This is a genomic window from Novosphingobium sp. BL-S-19 (assembly GCF_055521675.1).
In genome coordinates, this window is the sequence record NZ_CM145498.1 from 2,016,426 (window position 1) to 2,038,374 (window position 21,949).

The following is a 21,949-nucleotide window of genomic DNA, read 5'->3' on the forward strand; positions in this document are numbered from 1 at the left end:
GTGCATGTCCATGAATTGTCCGCTCATTCGCCTTTCGGGCCGACCAGGCCGAAGCCCGCGCCCTGCGGGTCCATGGCGACGACGATCCAGTCGCCGCCGGGAACCTCGTGCGGGCCCATCAGGACCTTGCCGCCGCTGTTCTCGATCGCCGATTTCGCCGCCGCGATGGAGGGGACGCCGAAGTAGAACATCCAGATCGCTGGTTGCTGGTCGCTCTGGCGCTGCATGATTGCGCCCAGCGTCTGCCCGTGATGGCCGATGAAGCAATAGTCGCCCATGTCGCCCATCGACATCTTCTCGTCGAACGTGAAGCCGAAGTGCTTGCCGTAGAACGCCATGGAGGCGGCCTGATCGGGGCTGGCCAGTTCGTTCCAGCGAACATGCTGGTTCTCGGTGACGGAGAACACGTCGCTGGTGGCGTCGGTCTGACCGGCTGGGGGCACCGGCTTCATCAGGTAGATCGGCACGCCCTGCGGGTCCGCCACCATGGCGATGCGGCCCACCGGCATGTCGAAAGCGGGCAACTGTTCGCGGCCGCCCTCCGCAACGATGGCGTGGACTTCGGCATCGACGTCGTCGACATTGAGGTAGGGCAGCCAGCAGGGGCGGGCGCCGCCCATCTGCATATCCTGCGTGATCTGCATCGCGCCGCCGGCCATGCCGCCGTCGTCGCGCTGGATCATGCGGTAATCCATGCCGCCCGCGTCGGGATCGGAGTGGCGAGAGATCGTCCAGCCCACCACCGCCTTGTAGAAGGCGGCCGCGCCGTCGATGTCGCTGGTGAGCAGTTCGTACCAGATGAAGCTTCCGACAGGATTGCCCACGGTCATTCTCCCACCACGACGACGGGCTGGAACCCGCCGAAGATCATGCGTGCACCGTCGAACGGCGGCGGATTGTTCTGTGGATCGAAGCGCGGGTCGTTCTTCATCAGCTCCATCAGCAGGGCCATCTGCCGATCGCGCGTTTCCTTGTCCGGCCATTCGATCCAGCTGAAGCAGACGGCTTCGTCTTCCTTGGCGCCGACGGCCATGTAGAAGTCGGTCTGCTTGCCATGGGGCACATCGTCGCCCCAGCATTCCCATACCCGTGTGGCGCCGTACTCGATGAAATATTCGTCGAATTCACGGGCATGCGCGATGAACTTGTCCTTGTTGGCAAGCGGCACGGGTATGACGAAGCCGTCTATGTAGGCCATGGTTCACTCTCCTGCGGGGGCGGAATAGGCGTCCAGTTGTTCGGCAAGGGCGTGGCGGAAGGCCCGCCGCGCTTCGGCGCGGGCCTTGTAGGCAGTGAGCGCGGGGAAAGCGGCCAGAATGTCGGTGTGGTCCAGGCAGCGCAGCACGGTGACCATCAGGATGTCGGCGACGGTGAAGGGGCCGGCCAGCCATTCGCGGCCTGCCAGCGCCTTTTCGACCACGGCCAGCTTGCGCTCCGCCTGCTTGACCGCGCCGGGGCGTGCCTGCGCGGCCCACGGCTCATTGACGTAGAATATGTCGATCGCGTTGACCTGCATGATATGCGGTTCAACGCTGTTCATGCCGGCGAACAGCCAGGTGATCGCCTGCCAGCGCGGCGCCGATGCGATGGGCAGCAGGCGCGGGTCCTGCTCACCCAGATAGAGCAGGATCGCGCCGCTTTCGAACATGCGGATCTCTCCATCGTCGAAGGCGGGAACCTGCGCGAAAGGCTGCCATTCGCGATACTCGTCGCTGCGCGGCGTCATCGCATCGAACAGTTCCATCCGGTAATCGCGCCCGATCTCCTCAAGCGCCCAGCGGATGCGAAGATCGCGCACCACGCCGCGCACCGGCGGTGGCACGTTGTTGAATCCGCTGACTACCGTTGCTGCGTTGTCGCACACAGGCATCTGCTTTCTCCCACTGATGGCCATAACACAGGTCAGCTGGTGAGCGGACCCGCGAAGTGATTCTTCCCGTCCATGTTGCGGCGAATCGTTATTGCCTGACGCTGCGCTGATGGGTTACAAAAAGCAACTATGAAGTTACCAAATGAAACTAGTGTGACGATGAAGCGAATGCGTTCCCCGGCAAAAGGTGCGTGCACGGCGGATGGGCAGACTGGTGCGCGCCATGGCCGGTGGTATGAGGATGCCTGCGGCGGTTCCTTGGCGCTGGAACTCATCGGAGAGCGCTGGTCCTTGCTGATCGTGCGAGAAATGCTGCTGGGCCCGCGCCGTTTCAACGAATTGCGCGCGGCGCTGCCGACATTGAGTGCCAAGGTGCTTACCGAACGGCTGAACTCGCTGGAGGCATCGGGGATCGTCCGCCGCACCCGATTGGCGCCGCCGGCGTCAGTGCAAGTCTATGGTCTCACCGAATGGGGGCTGGGGCTTGAGCCGGTACTGCTGGAACTGGTGCGCTGGGGGCTGCGTTCGCCCGGGCACGACCCGGCGCTGGCCTTCACTCCGGTTTCGCTGATGCTTTCGCTGCGTGCGCTGATCGACCGGCCGCGCGCGGGCGATCTTTCGCTGCTGACCGCATTCGATATCGGCGGGCTGAAATTCGCGGCGCAACTGCACGATGGCGTGTTGGATGTGCGCCCGGCCGGAGATTCCGCAACCGCGCCGGATTTGCGCTTTTCCGCTGCCAGCGCGTCCGATTTTCTCCCGGTCTTCTACGGCAAGAAGTCGGTGGAGGAGGCGGGCGGAAAGCTGGCCATCGAAGGGGATGCCGCCATGGCGGCGCGCTTCATCGATCTGTTTGCATTGCCGCCCAAGTTCCGCGTCTGAAGCGAAACAGGAAGCGGGGTACAGCGCCCTCCAATGTCATTCCATGGTCAAAGCCTGTTGCGGTGCAGCGCCCGCTTGTCTACCCGGTACGCACGATGACTGAGTCAGAGACCATGAAGCCCGAGAACCGCGACACCACCGTCCTTGCCGCTCCCGACATCGAAGTCGACGTTCGCGAGACGTTCGGCATCGATATCGACATGAAGGTGCCTGCCTTCTCCGTCGCCGACGAACGCGTGCCCGACCTTGACGAGACCTATGTCTTCGATCCGGACACGACCCTCGCGATCCTGGCGGGCTTTGCCTACAACCGCCGCGTGATGGTGCAGGGCTATCACGGTACTGGCAAGTCGACGCATATCGAGCAGGTGGCGGCGCGTCTGAAGTGGCCGTGCATCCGCATCAATCTGGATGCCCACATCAGCCGTATCGACCTGATCGGCCGCGATGCCATCGTGCTGCGCGATGGTCTTCAGGTCACCGAATTCCGCGAAGGCCTGCTTCCTTGGGCGCTGCAGCACCCGGTTGCACTGGTGTTCGACGAATATGACGCCGGCCGTCCGGACGTGATGTTCGTGATCCAGCGCATTCTGGAGACCGAGGGCAAGCTGACCCTGCTGGACCAGAACCGCGTGATCCGCCCGGACAAGCATTTCCGCCTCTTCGCCACAGCCAACACGGTGGGCCTTGGCGATACCTCGGGCCTCTATCACGGTACCCAGCAGATCAACCAGGGCCAGATGGACCGCTGGAATCTGGTTGTCGGCCTCAACTATTTGCCGCAGCCGGTCGAGACCGACATCGTCTCGAAGAAGGTGCCGCAGATCGATGCCGCGACGATCGCCAACATGGTGAAGGTGGCCGACTTCTCGCGCCAGGGCTTCATGAACGGCGATATCTCGACCGTGATGAGCCCGCGTACCGTCATCACCTGGGCGCAGAACACCGCGATCTTCAACGACGTGGGCTTCGCCTTCCGCCTCTCGTTCCTGAACAAGTGCGATGAGACCGAACGCGTGATGGTGGCCGAATACTACCAGCGGGTGTTCGGCACCGACCTGCCGGAGAGCGTCGTCTCCAAGGCCTGAGAGTCTGTCTGGAAATTCGCGAAGAGCGAATTTCACGGTCTCTGAACACACAGGAACGACCTTGAAAAAGGGAGGCTGCGGCCTCTCTTTTTTTGTGTCTGAGAGTCCGTTTGAAAAATGCCCTTGGGGGCATTTTTGAGGCGGCACTTGCCCTCTCCCCCACCTTACCACCCGCAGGATACTACCGATGGGTGGTAGGGTGGGGGAGAGGGCCGGTGCCGCAAAATTCGCATTTCGCGGATTTTCAAACGGTCTCTGAGCGGCGGCAGATGTGTGCGGCAGGGATGGCGCGTGGGTACTTGCGTTAACTGTTGTCGCATTAAGGTGGTGCCGTTCGGCAAATTGACAGGATTTCCGGTGTAGCTGGACGGCGAGGTCGGGAATCAAGGAGTTTCGATGGTGTTTGGCGTTCTCGCGGCGGCGGCTGTTGCTGCGTCGGGCACTCGGCCTGCCGTGAGCGAATCCCGGTTTCAAGATGTCGTCCTTGCCATCCACAACGAGGAACGCGCCGCCGTAAATTCTCAGCCACTGCGCTGGAGCACCAAGTTGGCGCGCGACGCCGCCGATTGGGCAGACAAGCTTGCGTCTTCCAACGTATTCCAGCACGACGCATCGAACCGGACGGAGGGCGAAAACCTCTGGATGGGAACGCGCGGCGCCTACGGCATCGACGAGATGGTTTCAGGCTGGACCAACGAAAAGATTCCGCTGCGCCGAATGCGGTCGTGGCAGGACAATTATCATCGCGTCGGCCACTATACGCAGATGATCTGGTCCGGCACGACGGAAGTCGGCTGCGCCTTGTCCCGAGGAGTGCGGTTCGAATATCTGGTGTGTCGATACGATCCGCCGGGCAATGTCCTGAACGAAAGCCCCTATCGCGGCCAGGCGATTGCTCTCGGCAGGCGATAAGGCGATGCGCCTGGCGCCCCGCCTTGCCGTTTCTACACATCGCGTTACCTGAAAGCCCTTAGCGGGCACGCCCCAATCCCTTTGCAAATCACCGGTACATCGTGGGCTATCCCGGGGCATTTTGGCCTTGCGGAACGTGGTCAGCGAGGCTGAGGATGTTCGACTGGTTCGAAAAGTACGCGCCGATCCGGCTCAAATTCCGTACTCTTTTCTATCTCCACGGTTTGTGGGGCCTGCTTTCTTCAGCCGGGGCGGTTCTTGCCTCCCGACATTTTACCACGGCGGGGATCGGGCTGGCCGTGCTGTCGCTGCTGGCATCGCTGGCGACGGTAAAGATCAGCGGAAAGTTGATCTGCGACCCTTATGTCGAGACCGTGGTGCGTATGGAAGGGCTGGCGGCGGGCGATCTTGCCAGCCCGATACGCTTCACCGACCACAGTGACTGCGTGGGCCGGATGACCAAGGCCATGGCGGTGTTCCGGGACAATGCCTTGCAAGTGCAACTCAACTCCACGCGCGTGCAAATGGTCGAAGCGCTGGAACGCGGCCTGCTTGCCCTCGAAAGCGGGGACATGACGGTGAAGCTGGAGACAGCCTTCGCCGAGGAATACGAAACCCTGCGGGCCAGCTTCAATCGCACCGTTTCCGGCCTGGAGGCAAGCATCGCGCAAGTGGTTTCCTCGGCCAGCAGCGTGCGCACCGGGTCGGCTGAAATTCGCGCCGCCTCGGACGATCTGGCGCAGCGCACGGCAAGCCAGGCGGCAACGCTGGAACGGACTTCGGCTTCCATGACCCACGTGACGGGAATGGTGGAAGTAACGGCACGAAGCGCGGGTGAGGTGCGCGTTGCCGTAGGCGCGGCAAGCGGTGATGCCGACGATGGCGCAAAAGTCGTGAGCAAGGCAGTCACCGCCATGGATGCGATCGAAAAAAGTTCGCTGCAGATAAACCAGATCATCGATCTGATCGACGGTATCGCCTTCCAGACCAATCTCTTGGCGCTGAACGCCGGGGTGGAGGCCGCGCGTGCGGGCGACGCCGGCCGCGGGTTCGCCGTCGTCGCCAATGAAGTGCGGGCGCTGGCGCAGCGATCTTCCGATGCGGCCCGGGAAATTCGCGCGCTGATAACCACATCGTCCTTGCAGGTCGCGGAAGGGGTCGATCTGGTCGGACAGACTGGACGCATGCTCGAACGGATCGGGACCAGGATCGGCGAGATCAACGAACTGGTCGATGCGATCGCCCGGGGCGCGCAAGTGCAGTCGGAGGCCTTGACCGACATCGGCGGGGGCGTTGCCAGCATGGACCAGATGGTCCAGCAGAATGCTGCGATGGTGGAGCAGACCGCCGCTGCTGCACGCGGCCTTGCCTCGGAAGCCGAAGGGCTTTCAGAACTGACTGCGCGCTTCAGGATGAATGCCGACGAAAGTGCGCCGGTCCGTTTTCTGCCCCGGCAAGCGCCGGCTGTTCCCCCGCCTGCACGGCCCCGCTTCGCACCTGTGGCGATGCACGGGAACCTGGCGGTCAACGCGGCGAAATCGGGTGAGGATTGGTCCGAATTCTAGAGCAGTTTTCGACCCGACTGCGTCGGATCGATTGCTCTAAGTTTTTGGTTTGGCGTATTTTCCGAGTCATCAGGTTATTCCACCTGATTAGAATATGCTCCAGGCTGTGTGGGAGGCGCTTTTCCTACATCCCGGCGCCTGAGGTAACGTGTTCGGATGTTTCACCTCGCCCAAGGGACCCGGCGCCTTGCCGCTAACGCCGCTCGAAGGCGCAAGCGCGTCGCGGGCAAGGTGACACCTGGCTGTCGCAAGATGACGGTATTTCGGCGCAAGGTGACAGTATTTCGGCGCAAGGTGACAGGTTTGCCCTCGGAAGGGCATATTTCATCAGGACCGTGTCAACTGTGTCAACCAAACTGTCACCTTGCGGCACTGGCGGGGTCAGCCCTCTGGGTAGGTCGCCTTCACGAAATAGAGTCCGTCCGGCGGGGAATTGAGGCCCAGCGCCTGCCGGTCGCGGGCTTCCAGCGCTTCGGCGAGCTTCCTCTCGTCCCAGCGGCCCATGCCCACCAGTGCAAGGCAGCCGACCATCGAGCGGACCTGATGGTGCAGGAAGCTGCGGGCCTCGGCCTCGATCAGCACCATCTCGCCCTCGCGCCGCACATCGAGCCGGTCGAGCGTCTTGAGCGCGCTTTGCGACTGGCAGTGGGCGGAGCGGAAGGTGGTGAAATCGTGAAGCCCCACCAGCGTTTGCGCGGCGTGATGCATGGCGTCGGCATCCAGCGGCTTGGGCACTTGCCAGGCCTTGCCGCGCTCCAGCGTCAGCGGTGCGCGGCGGTTGGCGATGCGGTAGATGTACGAACGGCCGATGCAGGAGAAGCGGGCGTGCCAGTCGTCCGGCACGATCTCGCAGGCGACCACGGCGATCGGATGCGGGCGCAGCCGCGCGTTCATGCCTTCCGAAAGCTGGAAGGGCGTGAACGGCTTGTCGATGTCCATATGCACTTTCATGCCCAGCGCATGGACGCCCGCGTCGGTGCGTCCGGCGGCATGCATGCTGGTGACCTGACCGGTCAGCGCGAAGGCCGCTTCCTCCACGCTCTGCTGGACCGAGGGGCCGTGCGCCTGGCGTTGAAGGCCCATGTATGGGGCGCCATCGAATTCGAGAGTGAGAGCAAAACGGGTCATCGCGCCGCCGATACAGGACTGGGGCCCCGCTGCAAACGGCTTGGCGTCAGTGGGGAAGCGGCGCATCCTTGGCGCCGGTTCACGTGGGAGAGTGAAAATGGCCGAGGAACGACCGCGCTTCGAGATTTTCCGGGGCGGCGATGCGCCTTCGCTGAACGACTGCGGCTGCATGACTTTGGCGGGCGAAGCGCCGAACATGATCGCCGCGCTGCCGCTCTTTGCCGGAGCCGGCCCGGAAAGCGGCGAACTGGTGGACGTGCCCTATCGCCGGCCGGGAATGAGCCTGGCCCGGCTTCTGCTCAAGAGCGGCTTTGCGCTGCCGCTCCACAGCCATGACTGCGATTGCCTTTACTACATCGTCGCCGGCAGCGTGGAACTCGGCACCGAAACGCTGGTCGCTGGCGACGGCTTCTTTGTCGGCAGCGAGGTTCCCTATGCCTACGTTGCCGGCCCGGAAGGCGCGGAAGTGCTGGAATTCCGCGCTACCGACGCATTCGACATCCGCGTGCGCGACAAGTCGCCGGAAGGTTGGGCTAAGGCCGCCGACAAAGTGCGAGAGGCGCAGGATCGTTGGGCGAACGAGCCTCCGCCCGTCCGCCGCGTGCCTGAAAAGATTGCCAGCTCGTCCTGACGATCAGCCGAGGCGCGTACCGGCCGGGATCGGCCGCCCGCGCAGCAGGTCTGCCGTGTCCATGGCGGGCTTGCCTGCGCGCTGGATGCGCGTGACGCGGAGGGCGCCTTCGCCGCAGGCCACGGTAAGGGCGTCGTCGAGCGTTACGCCGGGGGTGCCCGAACCTTCGGCAAGATCGACCGCCAGCACCTTGTACCGCTCGCCGTCGAGTTCGAAGAACGCACCTGGTGCAGGCATGAAAGCACGGACTTGCCGCTCAACCTGCTCGGCAGGAAGCGAGAAGTCGAGCCGGGCCTCGGCCTTGTCGATCTTCTTCGCGTACGTAACGCCATCCTCCGGCTGGGTGACGGCGCGATGGACGGCAAGATCGCGCAGGGTGCCGACCATAAGCTGCGCGCCCTTTTCGGCGAGTTCCGTGGTCAGTTCACCGGCCGTCTTGCGGTCGATCGTGGTGCGCAGCGTCGCCAGCATCGGGCCGGTATCGAGGCCGATCTCCATCTGCATGATGGTCACGCCGGTGGTCGGATCGCCGGCCAGAATCGCCCGCTGGATCGGGGCCGCCCCGCGCCAGCGCGGCAGGATCGAGGCGTGGATGTTTAGGCAGCCCAAGCGCGGCGCATCAAGCACCGCCTGCGGCAGCAACAGTCCATAGGCCGCCACCACGGCGATATCGGCCTCCAGCGCAGCGAACTTCTCCTGCTCCTCCGCGCTCTTGAGCGAAACCGGGTGCCGCACCTCGATCCCGCGCGCTTCCGCTTCCTTGTGGACGGGCGAGGGGGTCAGTTCCTTGCCGCGACGACCGCCGGGACGCGGCGGCTGGCTGTAGACGGCGACGACCTCGTGCCCGGCCTCGACCAGCGCGACGAGTGCTGGCACCGCGAAATCGGGCGTTCCCATAAAGACGATGCGCATGGTGTGGGGAATTCTCCGAAGGACTTTCTCAAAAGCTCCGGAGGCCCTATCTCCGCCGCCATGGCATCGCAAGAGATCGAGACGCTTACCGCCGCGCTGTCGCGCCTTCCCGGCCTTGGCCCCCGTTCCGCGCGCCGCGCGGTGCTGTGGCTTATCAAGCGGCGGGAGACGTCTCTGGTGCAACTGGTCGATGCCCTTGCCGCTGTCCGCGAAGCGCTGGTCGAGTGTCAGACCTGCGGCAATATCGACACCACCAACCCTTGCGGCATCTGTGCCGATCCGCGCCGCGATGCGGGCTCGCTCTGCGTGGTGGAGGAAGTGGCCGACCTTTGGGCGCTGGACCGCGCGCGGCTGTTCAACGGCCGATATCACGTCCTTGGCGGCCGTCTTTCCGCGCTTGACGGCGTGCGTCCGGAAGATCTGACGATTGATCGTTTGCTGGGCCGCGTGGAGGCGGGGGGCGTCGATGAGGTCGTCCTCGCCATGAACGCCACGCTCGAAGGGCAGACCACCGCGCACTATATTGCCGAGCGTCTTGAAGGACTTCCGGTGCGCATTACCCAGCTTGCCCATGGCCTGCCGGTGGGCGGTGAACTCGACTATCTGGATGAAGGAACGCTTGCTCAGGCGATCCGGGCAAGGCGGCCTGTCGCCTGATCTTTGCAAGGCCGATCACTGTGATCGAAGCGTCCATCTTGCGAGAATCGGCCATCGCGCTTATTTGCGGGGCATGGCTATCCGTGAAATCCTCGAAGTTCCCGATCCGCGTCTCAAGCAGGTTTCGGTCCCCGTCGAAAAGTTCGACGACGAGCTCAAGACGCTCGTCGAGGACATGTTCGAGACCATGTATGATGCGCCGGGCATCGGCCTTGCCGCCATTCAGGTGGGCGTGCCGCTGCGCGTGCTGGTGATCGATCTCCAGCCTGACGACGAAGATGCGGAACCGGAAGTGTGCTCTGCTCACGGCGGTCACCACCACACGCACCAGCCGACCAAGAAGGAACCCCGGATCTTCATCAATCCGGAAATCCTCGATCCTTCGGAAGACCACACGGTCTATCAGGAAGGCTGCCTTTCGGTGCCGGAGATCTTCGCTGACGTCGAACGCCCCTCGCGAATCCGTGCGCGCTGGCAGGATCTTGACGGCAAGGTGCACGAGGAAGAGATGGACGGCCTGATGGCCACCTGCCTGCAGCACGAGATGGACCACCTCGAAGGCATCCTCTTCATCGATCATCTCTCGCGCCTGAAGCGCCAGATGGCGCTCAAGAAGCTGGACAAGCTGCGCAAGGCAGCCTGATTTCGCACATTGGGGAAAAGCTGGCTTGAGGGCTGGCGTTCCCTGAATGTTCCGGTTATGCTGCCGGAATGGAAATCGCTGTCGTCGCCATTCTCGCGCTCGTTGTCGGTCTTGGGGCCGGCTGGTTCTTCGGTTCCAGGCCGGCCACCGACTGGCGAAACCGCCACGAAATCCGCGATCGAGAGGCGCGCGAACTCGATGAGAAGTTCCGCGCCGCGATTCGCGATCTCGCATCGGCCAGCGAACGCGCCAGCCGTGCGGATGAACTTGCCGAAACTCTGGATCGTACCCGCGTTGACCATGCGCAGGCGATGGAACTCGCCCGTCGCAGCCATGGTGAAGCGGTGGAACGCCTGCGCGGGGAGCACGGCACCGTGCTGGATCGCACGCGCGGCGACCTGACTCAAACCCTCGAAAACACACGCTCAGAGCATGCGGCTCTGGTTGATGCCTTGCGCCGCGAGCAGCGCGAACTGGCGTCGGAACTGGCGACGCTGCGCGAAAAGTCTGCCAACTTCGACGAACAGAAGCGTCTGCTGATCGAAGCGCAGGAAGCGCTGCGCAAGGAGTTCGAGAACGCCGGTGCCAAAGTGCTGGCAGGCGCGCAGGAAGCCTTCCTCAACCGTGCTGGCGCGCGTTTTGAGGAAAGCGAGAAGGCCAATGCAGAGCGTATTGCCACACTGCTGGCCCCAGTCGGCGCGCGGTTGAAGAGCTATGAGGAGCAGGTCACTGCGCTGGAAGCGAAGCGCGTCGACGCCTTCGGTCAGCTTACCGGCCAGATCGAGGCGCTGCGCGTTGGCCAGGAGCAAGTGCGGGCGGAAGCGGTCCGTCTCGGCAACTCGTTGCGCAATGCCCCGAAGGCGCGTGGCCGCTGGGGCGAGCAGCAGCTCAAGAACGTGCTCGAACAGTGCGGCCTGACTGAACATACCGATTTCGTGACCGAGCATTCGGTCGATACCGAGGAAGGGCGTCTCCGCCCCGATGCGATCGTCCGGATTCCCGGCAACAAGCAACTCGTTATCGACGCCAAGGTTTCTCTCAACGCCTATCAGGACGCGTTCGAGGCCGATGACGAGACGCGGCGCATGGCGTTCCTGGACCAGCATGCTGCCTCGATGCGCAATCACATCCAGACGCTGGGCAACAAGAGCTACCAGAGCCAGTTCGAGAACGCCCCGGATTACGTTCTGATGTTCGTGCCGGGCGAGCATTTCATTGCCGCGGCGCTCGATCACGATTCCAGTTTGTGGGACTATGCCTTCGAGCGGCGCGTGCTGCTTGCCAGCCCGACCAACCTCGTCGCCATCTGCCGCACCATTGCGCAAGTCTGGCAGCAGGAAGGGCTCGCCAAGGAAGCGCGCGAGATCGGCAAGCTCGGCAGTGATCTTTATGACAGCCTTGCCAAGACGCAGGACGATCTCGGCAAAGTAGGGCAGCACCTTGGGCGAGCGGTGAACTCGTTCAATGCATTTGCCAGAACTTACGAAGGCAATGTGATGAGCCGCGCGCGTCGTCTTACCGAAAAGCACATCAAGATCGGCAAGCGCGAGATTTCCGACGATGTAGCGGCGGTGGAAGAGATGCCGCGTTATGCTGACACCGGGGCGCAGCTTGCCGATTTTTCGGATGATCTTGAAGCGGAAGGCGCCGAAGCGGCGGAGTAAGCCTAGAAGGCCTTGCCGCTGGCTTCGTTAGCTTTGTCGTTCCCGGCAACGCTGGTTTCGCGCTGCAGTTCGGCCGTATGGCCGCTCGATTGCAGGGTCATCCGGTTGTTGTCGATGACAAGGCGCGGGGTGGCGACGAGCAGGGCGCCGATGGCTTTTTCCTGATCCCATGCAGGCGTGGGGCAGCTCATCTCGGTGAGAGAGAGGGGGCCGGCAATGAGCCGGTCATCATCGATATGCCATGGGCCGTCCATCTGGTTGCAACCTACACGGATGCCGATTTTCCGGCCTTCGAACGAGATCCTGGCGCCATCGGCCTGCGGGCGTTGTCCATCGATCAGAGTGATACGCCAGGAACTGCGGGCAAGCTGCGGATCGCCGTTACCGCCCGAACCGGAACAGGCAGCAAGCATGGCGGCGCAGGAGGCCGGAAAAATCGCGTGACGAAGCATGCGAAAGTTTCTCGCACATCCGACCTGAGGCTGTGATGAACACCTTTGTAGGGATTCAGGCGCGAAAGGTGTTCATTCCGGCAATGCTTGTTCACCTGATATGTGAGGCGAAGCGCAGGTGGTGATGGAGGTGCAGGGGCTTTGCTCCCCTGCTTGCGCCCAAATCTTCAATAACGCGAAGCGACTGGAATTAGTCGGTGCGAAGATGTGCCAAGGCTTCGTATGCCAATACCGCGCCGGCAACTGCCGCATTGAGGCTATCGGCGCGACCCAGCATCGGGATCGTTACTCGCAGATCGCATGCTTCCTCGTACTCCTGCGGAAGCCCCTGCGATTCGTTGCCCACCATCAGGAAGCATGGTGCGGCATAGGCCGCCTCGCGATAGTCGGTCGGATCGCGTAGCGAAGCGGCGACCAACTGGCCTTCGCCGCCCCGCAGCCACGGCAGGAATTCGTCCCAGCGTGCGGTGACGATCTTCTGCGTGAAGATCGCGCCCATGCTGGCGCGCACGGCCTCTACCGAGAACGGATCGGCGCAGTCATCCAGCAGGATCAGGCCGCCCGCGCCGACGGCATCGCCGGTGCGGAGCATGGTGCCCAGGTTGCCGGGGTCGCGCAGGGCCTGCGCCACCAGCCAGATCGGCGCGGCGGCGCGATCGAGATTGGCGATGCGGGTGTCGAATTCGGCGAAAACGCCGGCAACGGCCTGCGGATTGTCCTTGCCGGTGACTTTGGCAAGGATGTCGACATCCATCTCGACGATGTCGCCGCCGGCAGCCGCCACGGCTTCTTCCAGCGCGTCGAGCAGTGGGTGCGGATCGCGGCCGATCGCCATGACCAGCATCTCGGGCACGATGCCGCATTCGCGGGCATCGGTCAGCAGACGCAGGCCTTCGGCAAGGAACCGCTGTTCCCGCTTGCGGTGCTTCTTCTCGCGCAGGGAGCGCAAAAACTTGACCAGCGGGTTCGAAAATCCGGTAATAGTGCGGCGCTCGGCCAACGTACTGCCCTTATTCTTCGCCGAAACCATCGCGGACGAGGCCGGCGAGCAGATTCAGCGCTTCCGGCGCGCCTTCGCCAGCGCAGGAAATCTCGATGCTGTCGCCCTTGGCGGCGCCCAGCATCATCAGGCCGAGAATGGAGTTGCCGGCAGCTTCCACGCCGTCCTTGCCAACCTTGACGAGTACGGATGTCGGCAATTCGGCGACATGGTTCACGAACTTGGCACTGGCGCGCGCGTGCAGCCCGCGCTGGTTCACGATCAGGACGGTCTCACTGCAATCGTTCATGCGGCATCTTGTCCCAGATATTCGCTGGCAATGGTAATGTAATTGCGTCCGGCATCGCGCGCGGCGGCTGCCGCTTCGCGCACGGACATGCAGGCACGCGCTTTGGCGAGGCGAATCAGCATCGGCAGGTTGATGCCGGCGATCACTTCCACGCGCCCGGCTTCCATCAGCGAGATCGCCAGATTGGAAGGGGTGCCGCCGAACAGGTCGGTGAGGATGATGACGCCTTCGCCGCTGTCGACCGCGACGATCGCATCGGCAATCTCGCTGCGGCGGCGTTCCATATCGTCATTGGGACCGATGCAGACAGTCGCCACCGCCGACTGATCGCCGACGACGTGCTCCATCGCGTGTACGAACTCTTCGGCGAGATTGCCGTGAGTCACCAGGATCATGCCGATCATGCTGGAAACGGGCTCCGAAATTTTTCTTGCTTGGGCGACCAGGTTGATAGTTCCCGGGGAATATACTTATCGTTCACGCCGCTGACCTCCTTCCAGAAGATCGGCTGCTCGCGAGCCCAGGTTGCGGTGCAACAATGTGGGCGAAAATCCCGCTTCGCGCAAGGCCGCAGCCATGCGTTCGGCTGTGTATACCGATCGATGACGGCCGCCGGTGCAACCGAAGGCGATGTGGACATAGGCCTTGCCCTGCGCCCGGTATCGCGGAAGCAGCAGGAGAAGCAGGTCGCGGATGCGGGTAAAAGCCTCGTCAAAGGCGGGATCGCGACGCACGTAATCGCCCACTGGCGCGTCGAGGCCGGTCATCGGGCGCAGTTCCGGATCCCAATGCGGGTTTTCCACGAAGCGCATGTCGAAGACGAGATCGGCCAGTGGCGGCATCCCGCGCGAGAAGCCGAAGCTGGAGACGGTCAGCGTCAGATCGTCAGGCTGTTCGGTGGAGAAGCGTTCGCGAATCACCCGCTGCAGATCGTTCGAGGTGAATTCGGTGGTTTCCACGAGCAGGTCCGCCCAGCGGCGCAGCGGGGCGAGCAATTCGCGTTCTGCACGGATGCCGGTGTCCACGGGGGCATCCGCGGCCAGCGCGTGGCGGCGGCGGGTTTCGTTGAAGCGGCGCTCCAATTCCTTGCTCGAACAATCGAGGAACAGTGTGTTCAGTTCGATGTCGTGGCGTTCGCTGAGCGCCTTCACTTGCGCAATCACGCGGTCGGGGTCGAACCCGCGCGTGCGGCAATCGAAGCCGATCGCCAGCGACGGCCGCGGCGACTGGTCCGCAACCGGCGCGCTGTCGATCAGGCGATCGAGCAGGCGCACCGGGAAGTTGTCGATGATTTCCCAGCCCAGATCCTCAAGCACCCGCAGCGCGGTCGTCTTGCCGGCACCGAGCATGCCGGTGACCAGCAGCACGCGCTGCCGGTCGGGAGCGGCGCTGGTTTCCGGCAATTGATCGGTTTCGGGGGAATCGAGGGTCATGGGGGCCTGTTTGCGCCGGGCCGCCCGGAAAAGGAAGGGGGCGGAAGGAGAGTCAGCAAACCCTGTTGCCAAAGTGGGACACTGCCAGTTCCACCTTAAGTGCAAGAGATCCACCCTGTGGCCACAGTCGCACCAGTGGTAGCTCGATTCCGGCGATTTCCACCGTCTCGGCCGCTTCGATGAAGCGCGGCGCCTCCGGATCGAGCGCGATGACCAGCACGACTGGCGCTTCGTCGATGCAGGGAAACGCCAGAATTCCCAGATTGCGGACTTCCAGCAGCCCGCGCGTGTTGGGATGGGGATGGGCGAGCAGGCGATTGTCGGCCGCTTCGAGCACCACGCCGTCGTCGCCCACGAGCACGGCGCCGCGATCGATAAGCTCCAGCGCGAGGGTCGATTTGCCTGCGCCGGAATTTCCCTCGATCAGTATCGCGCGGCCATCGATGGCGATGCAGGTCGCTTGTCGAACATTGGCGGGGGCGGGGGCGGGCGCAGGCGAACTGGGCATCGTCATTCACCCTGCCATGCGGGCAGCGAGAACACCAGTCGGGCGCCATGTTCGCCGTCGGTGCGGTCCGTCGCGCGCAATTTGCCGAAGTGGGCCTCTACGATGGTGCGTGCGATGGCGAGGCCCAGGCCGCTGTGCTTGCCGAACTCTTCGCCGGATGGACGGAGCGAGTGGAAGCGTTCGAAGATGCGTTCGCGCGAGGCTTCGGGAATGCCTGGGCCATGGTCGGAGACGCCGATGATCACGCGCTGGCCTTCTCGCGCCAGGGTGACTTCGATAGGCGCTCCGCCAGGCGAAAAGGAGATCGCATTATCCAGCAGGTTCTGCAGCACCCGCTCCAGCCGGCCCGCGTCGCCGGCCACGACGAGCCCTTGCTGTCCGGTCGCGTCGTTTGCGGTAATTTCTGCGATCTCGATCGGGCAATTGCCGTTGACGCCGCGCTGCTCGCGCTCCGCCACCAGCGCGCGTACCAGGCGCAGCATGTCAACCGGCTCGAAAGTAGTGCGGCTGAGTTCCGCATCGATGCGACTGGCGTCAGCGATCTCGGTCACCAGGAAATCGATCCGCCGCACGTCGTCCTTGGCAATGCCGATCAGCTGGCGGCGCAGGCCTGGTTCATCCACGCGGTCCAGACTTTCGAGCGCGCTACGCAGCGAGGTGAGCGGGTTCTTGAGTTCGTGGGCGACGTCGGCTGCGAAGCTTTCCACCGCGTCGATGCGCTGGCGCAGCGCACCGCTCATGTCGGATACCGCGCGGGCCAGCAGGCCGATCTCGTCGCGCCGGTCGGGCAGGCGGGGGACCACGACGCTGCGATCGCGGCCCAACCGCACCCGGACGGTGGCGCGCACCAGCTTGCGCAGTGGCTCGACGATCGTGCGGGCAAGAAACAGGGAGAGCAGGATCGAGACACCCAGTGCGCCGCCGACAATAAAGGCCAGCGTCTGGCGTGCCATGCGCACGTTTTCCGTAATGTCGCGGGCGTTGCGGGTGACGAGCAGTGCGCCGCCGGTTGCGCCGACCGGGGTTGCGGCGATGATGACGGGTGTGCGGTCCGGCGCGGCCTCGTGGCTCACCTCCGTGCGTCCGGCGGTGAGGGCGGCGGAAATCTCCGGCCAGGCCCGCGCATCGGCGCCGGGATTGTCATGATAGGGTGGAACCGGGGGCGAGCCGAGCACGAAGTCCATGCTGCGATCGAGAACGCGCGCGGCATCCTGCAGCCAGGGTTCCTTGGCGGGGTCGACCAGCGTGTACGACGGCGGGGCAAGCGCGAAGCTGTCTGCCACCAACTGGCCCTTGGCGTCGAACAGCCGCAGGCGGAGTGTCTCGCTCGATCCGATCCGTGCGATCAGCTTCCGGTGTTGGTCTCGCGGCGTCGCGGCCAGGGCATGGGCGACGATCTCCGCCTGCGAAGCGGCAAGGCGATAGCGTTCGTCCAGAAGTTCGCGGCGGTAGCTGTCGAGATAGAACAGGCTGCCCGCCAGCAGGGCCAGGGCAATGACGTTGACGGCCAGGATGCGTGCAGTGAGCGAGACGCGCCACGGCAGCCCAAGGCGAACCCGCTTAGGCGCCTTGCGCGCAGTAGGCCGGTGCGCGCGCGAGCGGTCAGCCATCGGTGAACGAATAGCCGGCGCCGTAGAGCGTATCGATCGCCGCAAACTCCGCATCCACAGCGCGGAATTTGCGACGCAGGCGTTTGATGTGGCTGTCGATCGTGCGATCGTCGACATAGACGTCGTCGCTATAAGCGGCGTCCATCAGCTGATTGCGGCTTTTGACCACACCGGGGCGCATGGCGAGTGCTTCGAGGATGAGGAATTCGGTCACCGTCAGCGAGACCGGCCGGCCCTGCCAGGAGACCTGATGGCGCGCGGGATCGAGCTGCAGGCGGCCACGCACCACGGTTTCCGGCACCGCTTCCCCGGATGCCGCATCCGCCGGAGCGCGTACCAGTTCGCTTCTTCGAAGGATGGCGCGAATGCGCGCGACCAACAGGCGCTGGCTGAAGGGTTTGGTGATGTAGTCGTCCGCGCCCATGGCCAGGCCCAGCGCTTCATCCGGCTCCTCATCCTTGGAGGTGAGGAAGATGACCGGCAGGCTCGATTGTGCGCGAAGGGCCTGCAGCAAAGACAGGCCATCCATGCGCGGCATCTTGATGTCGAAGATCGCAAGGTCTGGCGGATTGTCGAGCAACGCCTTCAAGGCTGCCTCGCTGTCGGTATAGACGCGGGTGACAAAGCCTTCGGCCTGCAAACCGATCGACAGCGTGGCCAGAATATTGCGGTCATCGTCGACCAGCGCGATCGTCTGAGGTCGCGCGGCGCTGTCGCTGCGCTGCGGCTCGTTCTGCCCGGGCGGTGTCGACGGCTCTGCCATGGGGCTGATCGGGTTCCTCTTTTCGCTTGGTGATAACGCCTAGCGATACTCCATCCGGCTGACAATCTCCGTTCCGGACGCAAAAGAGATCACGTTCGTCGCAACCCGATTGGTTTATTTTCCTGTGGATTTGACGGAAAAGAGGGGCGCGATTAAGCGCGCCCCCGAGTCTTGCGTAAAAATGTCCGGGTACCTCTCGATCCCGATCGAGAGGTGTCTGAAAATGGAGGAGATGACATTGACCGCTACCCTTAACTACTCGCTCGCCAAACAAGGCATTGAAACAAGCGCGGAAATATTCGCGAATCTGGGCACGGCCCCGCTCGTCGAACATGCGGTCAGGAACGGAGAGGGCGTGCTGAGCGTCGACGGCCCGTTCGTGGTCGCCACCGGCAAGCACACCGGCCGTTCGGCCAAGGACAAGTTCATCGTCAAGGATGCCGAGACGGAGAACACGGTGTGGTGGGGCAAGACCAACGTCGCCATGACGCCGGAGCACTTTGCTGCACTGAAGGAAGACTTCCTTAAAGCGGTCGCTGAGAAAGACACGCTTTACGTCGCCGACCTTTTCGGTGGTTCGCAGCCCGAGCACCGCGTCAACGTGCGCGTGATCAACGAATTCGCCTGGCACAACCTGTTCATCCGCACCCTGCTGGTGCGCCCGACCGCGACCGAACTCGAAGGCTTCGCGCCCGAGTACACGATCATCGATCTGCCCAGCTTCCGCGCCGATCCTGAGCGTCATGGCAGCCGCAGCGAGACCGTAATCGCGGTCAACTTCACCGAGAAGCTGATCCTGATCGGCGGCACCTCCTACGCGGGCGAAATGAAGAAGTCGGTCTTCGGCATTCTCAACTACCTGCTGCCCACCAAGGGCGTGATGCCGATGCACTGCTCGGCCAACATCGGGCCTGAAGGTGACACAGCCGTGTTCTTCGGCCTTTCAGGCACCGGCAAGACCACGCTTTCGGCCGACGCTTCGCGCACGCTGATCGGTGACGATGAGCATGGCTGGTCGGATACCGCCGTGTTCAACTTCGAAGGCGGCTGCTACGCCAAGATGATCCGTCTCTCCGAAGAGGCCGAACCGGAAATCTTCGCCACTACCAAGCGCTTCGGCACCGTTCTCGAAAACGTGGTGATCGATCCGGTGACGCGCCAGATCGACCTCGACGACAACTCGCTGGCCGAGAACAGCCGCGGTTCCTACCCGATCGACTTCATCCCGAACACGTCGGAAAAGAACCTCGGCCCGGTTCCGAAGAACATCATCTTCCTGACTGCCGACGCTTACGGCGTGTTGCCTCCGATCGCGCGTCTCACGCCCGATCAGGCGATGTATCACTTCCTCTCGGGCTACACCGCGCGCGTCGCCGGTACCGAGATCGGCGTTACCGAACCGGAAGCCACCTTCAGCACCTGCTTCGGCGCGCCGTTCATGCCGCGTCACCCGTCGGTCTACGGCAACCTCCTCAAGGAGCGTATCGCCAAGGGCGGTGTGAAGTGCTGGCTGGTTAACACTGGCTGGTCGGGCGGCAAGGCCACGATGGAAGGCATCAAGCGCATGCCGATCAAGGCCACCCGGGCGCTGCTCAATGCTGCACTCGACGGCAGCCTGAACACCGCTGAGTTCAAGGAAGATCCGAACTTCGGTTTCGAAATTCCGGTGGCGGTGCCGGGCGTCGATGCCAAGCTGCTCGATCCACGTGCGGCCTGGGCTGATGGCGCGGTATACGACAAGACCGCGCAGACGCTGGTGAAGCAGTTCATCGACAACTTCGCCCAGTTCGAAGCCCATGTCGACGAAGGCGTTCGCCGGGCGGCTCCCGTCTCGGCCTGATCGGCTTAGGCGAAAGCAATCACGAGGGCCTCGGAGCATACGCTCCGGGGCCCTTTTGCTATCCCGATCGGATAGCGTTTGAAGCGCTCCTCAAATATGATATTAAGTCGCAATAGCATATCGAAGGAGCATCGATGTCGCGCAAAAATGTCTATCAGGTCTCGGATTGGAACGGAACGAGTGGCCAGCGCTGGGTGACCAATCAGGCGCGGCTCGACGCGATGCTGCAGCCTTTCGGCCAGGCCGCTTTGGCAGCCGCCGCACCGCAGACTGGGGAGCACGTGCTCGACGTGGGATGCGGGGCCGGGACGCAGACGTTCGAGATCGGCAGGCAGATCGGTTCGCGCGGGCATGTTCTGGCGCTCGATATCTCGACACCACTGATCGAGCGGGCGCGCCAGACCACGCCGCCGAACCTGCCGATCACTTTCGACGTGGCGGACGTCAGCGTTGCGCCGCTTCCTGTGGAAGGCTTCGACCTGCTCTATTCGCGCTTCGGCGTGATGTTCTTTGACGATCCCGTTGCAGCATTCGCGCACATGCGCCTTTCGCTGCGACCCGGCGGCCGTTTGGTCTTTGTCTGTTGGCGCGGTGCTGCGGAGAACGACTGGGTTCGCCTGCCGATGGGCGCGATCAAGGGCATCGTTCCGCCGTCCGAGCCGCCGAGCGCCGACGCCCCCGGGCCGTTCTCGTTCGGAGACCGTGCGCGGGTGGAAGGCATTTTGGCCGCGGCCGGCTTCGTGGACTGCGAAATGCGCCCCTTCGACCACACTATCAGCTTCGGACTGGGCGAGGATCGTGCGACCGCCGTGGCCGATGCGGTGAACATGGCGTTTGAGGTCGGCCCGCTGTCCCGCGCGCTGGCCGATCAGCCGGAGGCCATACGCGAACGTGCCGAGAAAGCCGTCCATGCCGCCTTTTCCGCTTGCTCCGGCGCGCGCTCGGTGGAGATAGAAGGGGTTGCCTGGATCGTCACGGCCTGCAATCCGGGGCGTTGATCGCGTGTAGCCGAATGGACACTGCGGAAAGCCTTCCGTTCGTCATCGTTTGCGCCCATATTCGGGCGGCACTCATCAAGGAGACTGCACCATGGGACTTTTCGACGGAATTCTCGGCCAGGTCAGCGATCACCCCGATGTCGAAAATCTTGCCGGCAAGTTGGGCCTCGATACGGCCACGACTGAAAAGGCTATTGCCGCGCTTGGCTTCGCGCATCAGCAAGAGGGCGATACCGCGCAACTGGCGGCGGAGAAGACCGGCCTTGGCGTCGGCACCATTCAGCAGATCATCGCGTCGATCGGCGGCGAAGGTTCGCTGGGCCAGTTCGCCAGCATGGTGTCGAGCGACCCCGGCAAGTTCGCCTCGTTCCTGGACAAGGACGGCGATGGCAGCGTGATCGACGACATTACCGACATGGCAAAGGGCCTGTTCGGCAAGAGCTGAACACCTCTGCTGCGATGAAGAAAGGCCGCCCTGCCAAAGCGGGGCGGCCTTTCTCGTGCCGGGGGTTCCGGCGATCGGTTCAGTCCAGCATGTCGGCCGGCACTTGCCCGCCATGTGCGGCCAACTGGCGCAGCGTTTCCTTGTGCAGCCACAGGTTCATTTCGGCCGATCCGTCCAGCGCGCCGGTATAGCCCAGCTCCTGCGCCAGTTCCTTGCGGTTGCCGAGGCTGGAATCGATGTTGAGCACTTTCATCAGATCGACGATCGAGTGCTTCCAGTCGAGATTGGTGCCGGATGCCATTTCGGTCAGCACTGCGTTCACGTCCACCGGCTCTTCGGCGACCGGGGGTGGCGGAGCGGCTGCAGCCGGGGCTGGGGCCGCCGCAGCAGGAGTTGTGGCGGCAGGCGGGGGCGCGGCCTTCTTCTTGCCGAAGATGGCATCCTTGATCGAGCCGAAGATGGACATGGACGTACTCCTTGGCTGAACCGCATGAGGCTAAGCCGCATGGGGCAGAGTTCCGGGGGGCAGGGTACAGAACGCCGCGAACGACAAGGGCCGGAGTCGGCCTTGTGCCCACGGCGCAGCAATCCTGCCCGTTAGCCGGTGCTCTGCCTACGCCATGTCCGCACCCACGGGGCACGGTGCCCCGTGAGTGCGA

25 protein-coding genes are annotated in these 21,949 nt (G+C 63.5%); 11 read left to right on the forward strand and 14 right to left on the reverse strand.

Translation table 11 applies throughout. The annotated features are described in order from the left end of the window. Positions 1–23: 23 nt before the first annotated feature. From ACZ1JV_RS17625 to ACZ1JV_RS17635, 3 genes are read right to left on the reverse strand one after another with little or no spacing between them, the layout of a single operon-like run. Positions 24–830 carry a VOC family protein gene (locus tag ACZ1JV_RS17625; RefSeq protein ID WP_465149851.1) on the reverse strand — a complete coding sequence of 269 codons (807 nt, stop codon included), beginning with the start codon at positions 828–830 and terminating at the stop codon, positions 24–26. Beyond that, entirely contained in the window at positions 827–1,198 is a 372-nt protein-coding gene (locus tag ACZ1JV_RS17630) for a DUF1428 domain-containing protein (RefSeq protein WP_465149852.1), read from the reverse strand. Before ACZ1JV_RS17630 ends, ACZ1JV_RS17625 begins: the two co-directional genes overlap by 4 nt. A gap of 3 nt (positions 1,199–1,201) precedes the next feature. Then, positions 1,202–1,870, reverse strand: a complete 669-nt coding sequence (locus ACZ1JV_RS17635) for a glutathione S-transferase family protein (protein WP_465149853.1) — start codon at positions 1,868–1,870, stop codon at positions 1,202–1,204. A 168-nt stretch (positions 1,871–2,038) separates the two neighbouring features. On the opposite strand from ACZ1JV_RS17635, the gene ACZ1JV_RS17640 reads away from it, so the two are divergent. From ACZ1JV_RS17640 to ACZ1JV_RS17655, 4 genes are all read left to right on the forward strand, one after another. Continuing rightward, the gene (locus ACZ1JV_RS17640) at positions 2,039–2,752 is read left to right on the forward strand and encodes a winged helix-turn-helix transcriptional regulator (protein WP_465149854.1); all 714 of its coding nucleotides are present in this window, start codon (positions 2,039–2,041) and stop codon (positions 2,750–2,752) included. 95 nt (positions 2,753–2,847) lie between these two features. Continuing rightward, the gene (gene cobS, locus ACZ1JV_RS17645) at positions 2,848–3,840 is read left to right on the forward strand and encodes a cobaltochelatase subunit CobS (RefSeq protein WP_465138400.1); all 993 of its coding nucleotides are present in this window, start codon (positions 2,848–2,850) and stop codon (positions 3,838–3,840) included. A gap of 396 nt (positions 3,841–4,236) precedes the next feature. Beyond that, positions 4,237–4,752, forward strand: coding sequence for a CAP family protein (locus ACZ1JV_RS17650; protein ID WP_465149855.1), 516 nt, complete (start codon positions 4,237–4,239; stop codon positions 4,750–4,752). A gap of 155 nt (positions 4,753–4,907) precedes the next feature. After that, on the forward strand, positions 4,908–6,317 hold the full coding sequence (locus tag ACZ1JV_RS17655) for a methyl-accepting chemotaxis protein (RefSeq protein WP_465149856.1): 1,410 nt from the start codon (positions 4,908–4,910) through the stop codon (positions 6,315–6,317). A gap of 381 nt (positions 6,318–6,698) precedes the next feature. Here ACZ1JV_RS17655 and truA read toward each other — a convergent pair whose 3' ends face one another. Further along, positions 6,699–7,445 (reverse strand): tRNA pseudouridine(38-40) synthase TruA, encoded by a 747-nt coding sequence (gene truA / locus ACZ1JV_RS17660; RefSeq protein ID WP_465138528.1) that lies wholly within the window; start codon positions 7,443–7,445, stop codon positions 6,699–6,701. A gap of 97 nt (positions 7,446–7,542) precedes the next feature. Here truA and ACZ1JV_RS17665 point away from each other — a divergent pair, with 97 nt between their 5' ends. Beyond that, the gene (locus ACZ1JV_RS17665; RefSeq protein WP_465149857.1) at positions 7,543–8,076 is read left to right on the forward strand and encodes a cupin domain-containing protein; all 534 of its coding nucleotides are present in this window, start codon (positions 7,543–7,545) and stop codon (positions 8,074–8,076) included. A 3-nt stretch (positions 8,077–8,079) separates the two neighbouring features. Here the strand turns inward: ACZ1JV_RS17665 and fmt are convergent, their stop codons facing one another. After that, entirely contained in the window at positions 8,080–8,988 is a 909-nt protein-coding gene (fmt, locus tag ACZ1JV_RS17670) for a methionyl-tRNA formyltransferase (protein WP_465149858.1), read from the reverse strand. Between the two features lie 60 nt (positions 8,989–9,048). Here fmt and recR point away from each other — a divergent pair, with 60 nt between their 5' ends. The 3 genes from recR (at position 9,049) to ACZ1JV_RS17685 (ending at position 11,952) form a co-directional block, all read left to right on the forward strand. Continuing rightward, positions 9,049–9,645: a recombination mediator RecR gene (gene recR / locus ACZ1JV_RS17675; protein WP_465138405.1), complete on the forward strand. Its 597-nt coding sequence runs from the start codon at positions 9,049–9,051 to the stop codon at positions 9,643–9,645. Between the two features lie 73 nt (positions 9,646–9,718). Then, positions 9,719–10,288, forward strand: coding sequence for a peptide deformylase (gene def / locus ACZ1JV_RS17680; RefSeq protein WP_465138406.1), 570 nt, complete (start codon positions 9,719–9,721; stop codon positions 10,286–10,288). Between the two features lie 68 nt (positions 10,289–10,356). After that, positions 10,357–11,952, forward strand: coding sequence for a DNA recombination protein RmuC (locus tag ACZ1JV_RS17685; protein WP_465149859.1), 1,596 nt, complete (start codon positions 10,357–10,359; stop codon positions 11,950–11,952). Between the two features lie 2 nt (positions 11,953–11,954). On the opposite strand, the gene ACZ1JV_RS17690 is transcribed toward ACZ1JV_RS17685, so the two are convergent. The 8 genes from ACZ1JV_RS17690 to ACZ1JV_RS17725 form a co-directional block, all read right to left on the reverse strand. Further along, positions 11,955–12,404: an META domain-containing protein gene (locus ACZ1JV_RS17690; RefSeq protein WP_465138408.1), complete on the reverse strand. Its 450-nt coding sequence runs from the start codon at positions 12,402–12,404 to the stop codon at positions 11,955–11,957. 190 nt (positions 12,405–12,594) lie between these two features. After that, the gene (locus ACZ1JV_RS17695; protein WP_465149860.1) at positions 12,595–13,404 is read right to left on the reverse strand and encodes a TrmH family RNA methyltransferase; all 810 of its coding nucleotides are present in this window, start codon (positions 13,402–13,404) and stop codon (positions 12,595–12,597) included. Positions 13,405–13,414: 10 nt separating this feature from the next. After that, a complete protein-coding gene (locus tag ACZ1JV_RS17700; RefSeq protein ID WP_395332831.1) occupies positions 13,415–13,693 on the reverse strand; it encodes an HPr family phosphocarrier protein in 279 nt (92 codons plus the stop codon). Beyond that, complete coding sequence (locus ACZ1JV_RS17705) at positions 13,690–14,097, reverse strand: PTS sugar transporter subunit IIA (protein WP_395332833.1); 408 nt, start codon at positions 14,095–14,097, stop codon at positions 13,690–13,692. Before ACZ1JV_RS17705 ends, ACZ1JV_RS17700 begins: the two co-directional genes overlap by 4 nt. Before the next feature lie 66 nt (positions 14,098–14,163). Next, positions 14,164–15,126 carry an RNase adapter RapZ gene (rapZ, locus tag ACZ1JV_RS17710; RefSeq protein WP_465138410.1) on the reverse strand — a complete coding sequence of 321 codons (963 nt, stop codon included), beginning with the start codon at positions 15,124–15,126 and terminating at the stop codon, positions 14,164–14,166. Between the two features lie 52 nt (positions 15,127–15,178). Further along, positions 15,179–15,634 (reverse strand): HPr kinase/phosphorylase, encoded by a 456-nt coding sequence (locus ACZ1JV_RS17715; RefSeq protein ID WP_465149861.1) that lies wholly within the window; start codon positions 15,632–15,634, stop codon positions 15,179–15,181. A gap of 2 nt (positions 15,635–15,636) precedes the next feature. Continuing rightward, the gene (locus tag ACZ1JV_RS17720) at positions 15,637–17,244 is read right to left on the reverse strand and encodes a sensor histidine kinase (protein WP_465149862.1); all 1,608 of its coding nucleotides are present in this window, start codon (positions 17,242–17,244) and stop codon (positions 15,637–15,639) included. Next, on the reverse strand, positions 17,237–18,007 hold the full coding sequence (locus ACZ1JV_RS17725) for a response regulator transcription factor (RefSeq protein ID WP_465149863.1): 771 nt from the start codon (positions 18,005–18,007) through the stop codon (positions 17,237–17,239). The genes ACZ1JV_RS17720 and ACZ1JV_RS17725 overlap by 8 nt, the downstream gene beginning before the upstream one ends. 232 nt (positions 18,008–18,239) lie before the next feature. Here ACZ1JV_RS17725 and ACZ1JV_RS17730 point away from each other — a divergent pair, with 232 nt between their 5' ends. From ACZ1JV_RS17730 to ACZ1JV_RS17740, 3 genes are all read left to right on the forward strand, one after another. Further along, the gene (locus ACZ1JV_RS17730) at positions 18,240–19,847 is read left to right on the forward strand and encodes a phosphoenolpyruvate carboxykinase (RefSeq protein WP_465149864.1); all 1,608 of its coding nucleotides are present in this window, start codon (positions 18,240–18,242) and stop codon (positions 19,845–19,847) included. 134 nt (positions 19,848–19,981) lie between these two features. Continuing rightward, positions 19,982–20,845, forward strand: a complete 864-nt coding sequence (locus ACZ1JV_RS17735; RefSeq protein WP_465149865.1) for a class I SAM-dependent methyltransferase — start codon at positions 19,982–19,984, stop codon at positions 20,843–20,845. Between the two features lie 91 nt (positions 20,846–20,936). Further along, positions 20,937–21,290 (forward strand): hypothetical protein, encoded by a 354-nt coding sequence (locus ACZ1JV_RS17740; protein WP_465138416.1) that lies wholly within the window; start codon positions 20,937–20,939, stop codon positions 21,288–21,290. Between the two features lie 79 nt (positions 21,291–21,369). Here ACZ1JV_RS17740 and ACZ1JV_RS17745 read toward each other — a convergent pair whose 3' ends face one another. Further along, on the reverse strand, positions 21,370–21,756 hold the full coding sequence (locus ACZ1JV_RS17745) for a DUF3597 domain-containing protein (RefSeq protein ID WP_465149866.1): 387 nt from the start codon (positions 21,754–21,756) through the stop codon (positions 21,370–21,372). Positions 21,757–21,949 lie beyond the last annotated feature (193 nt).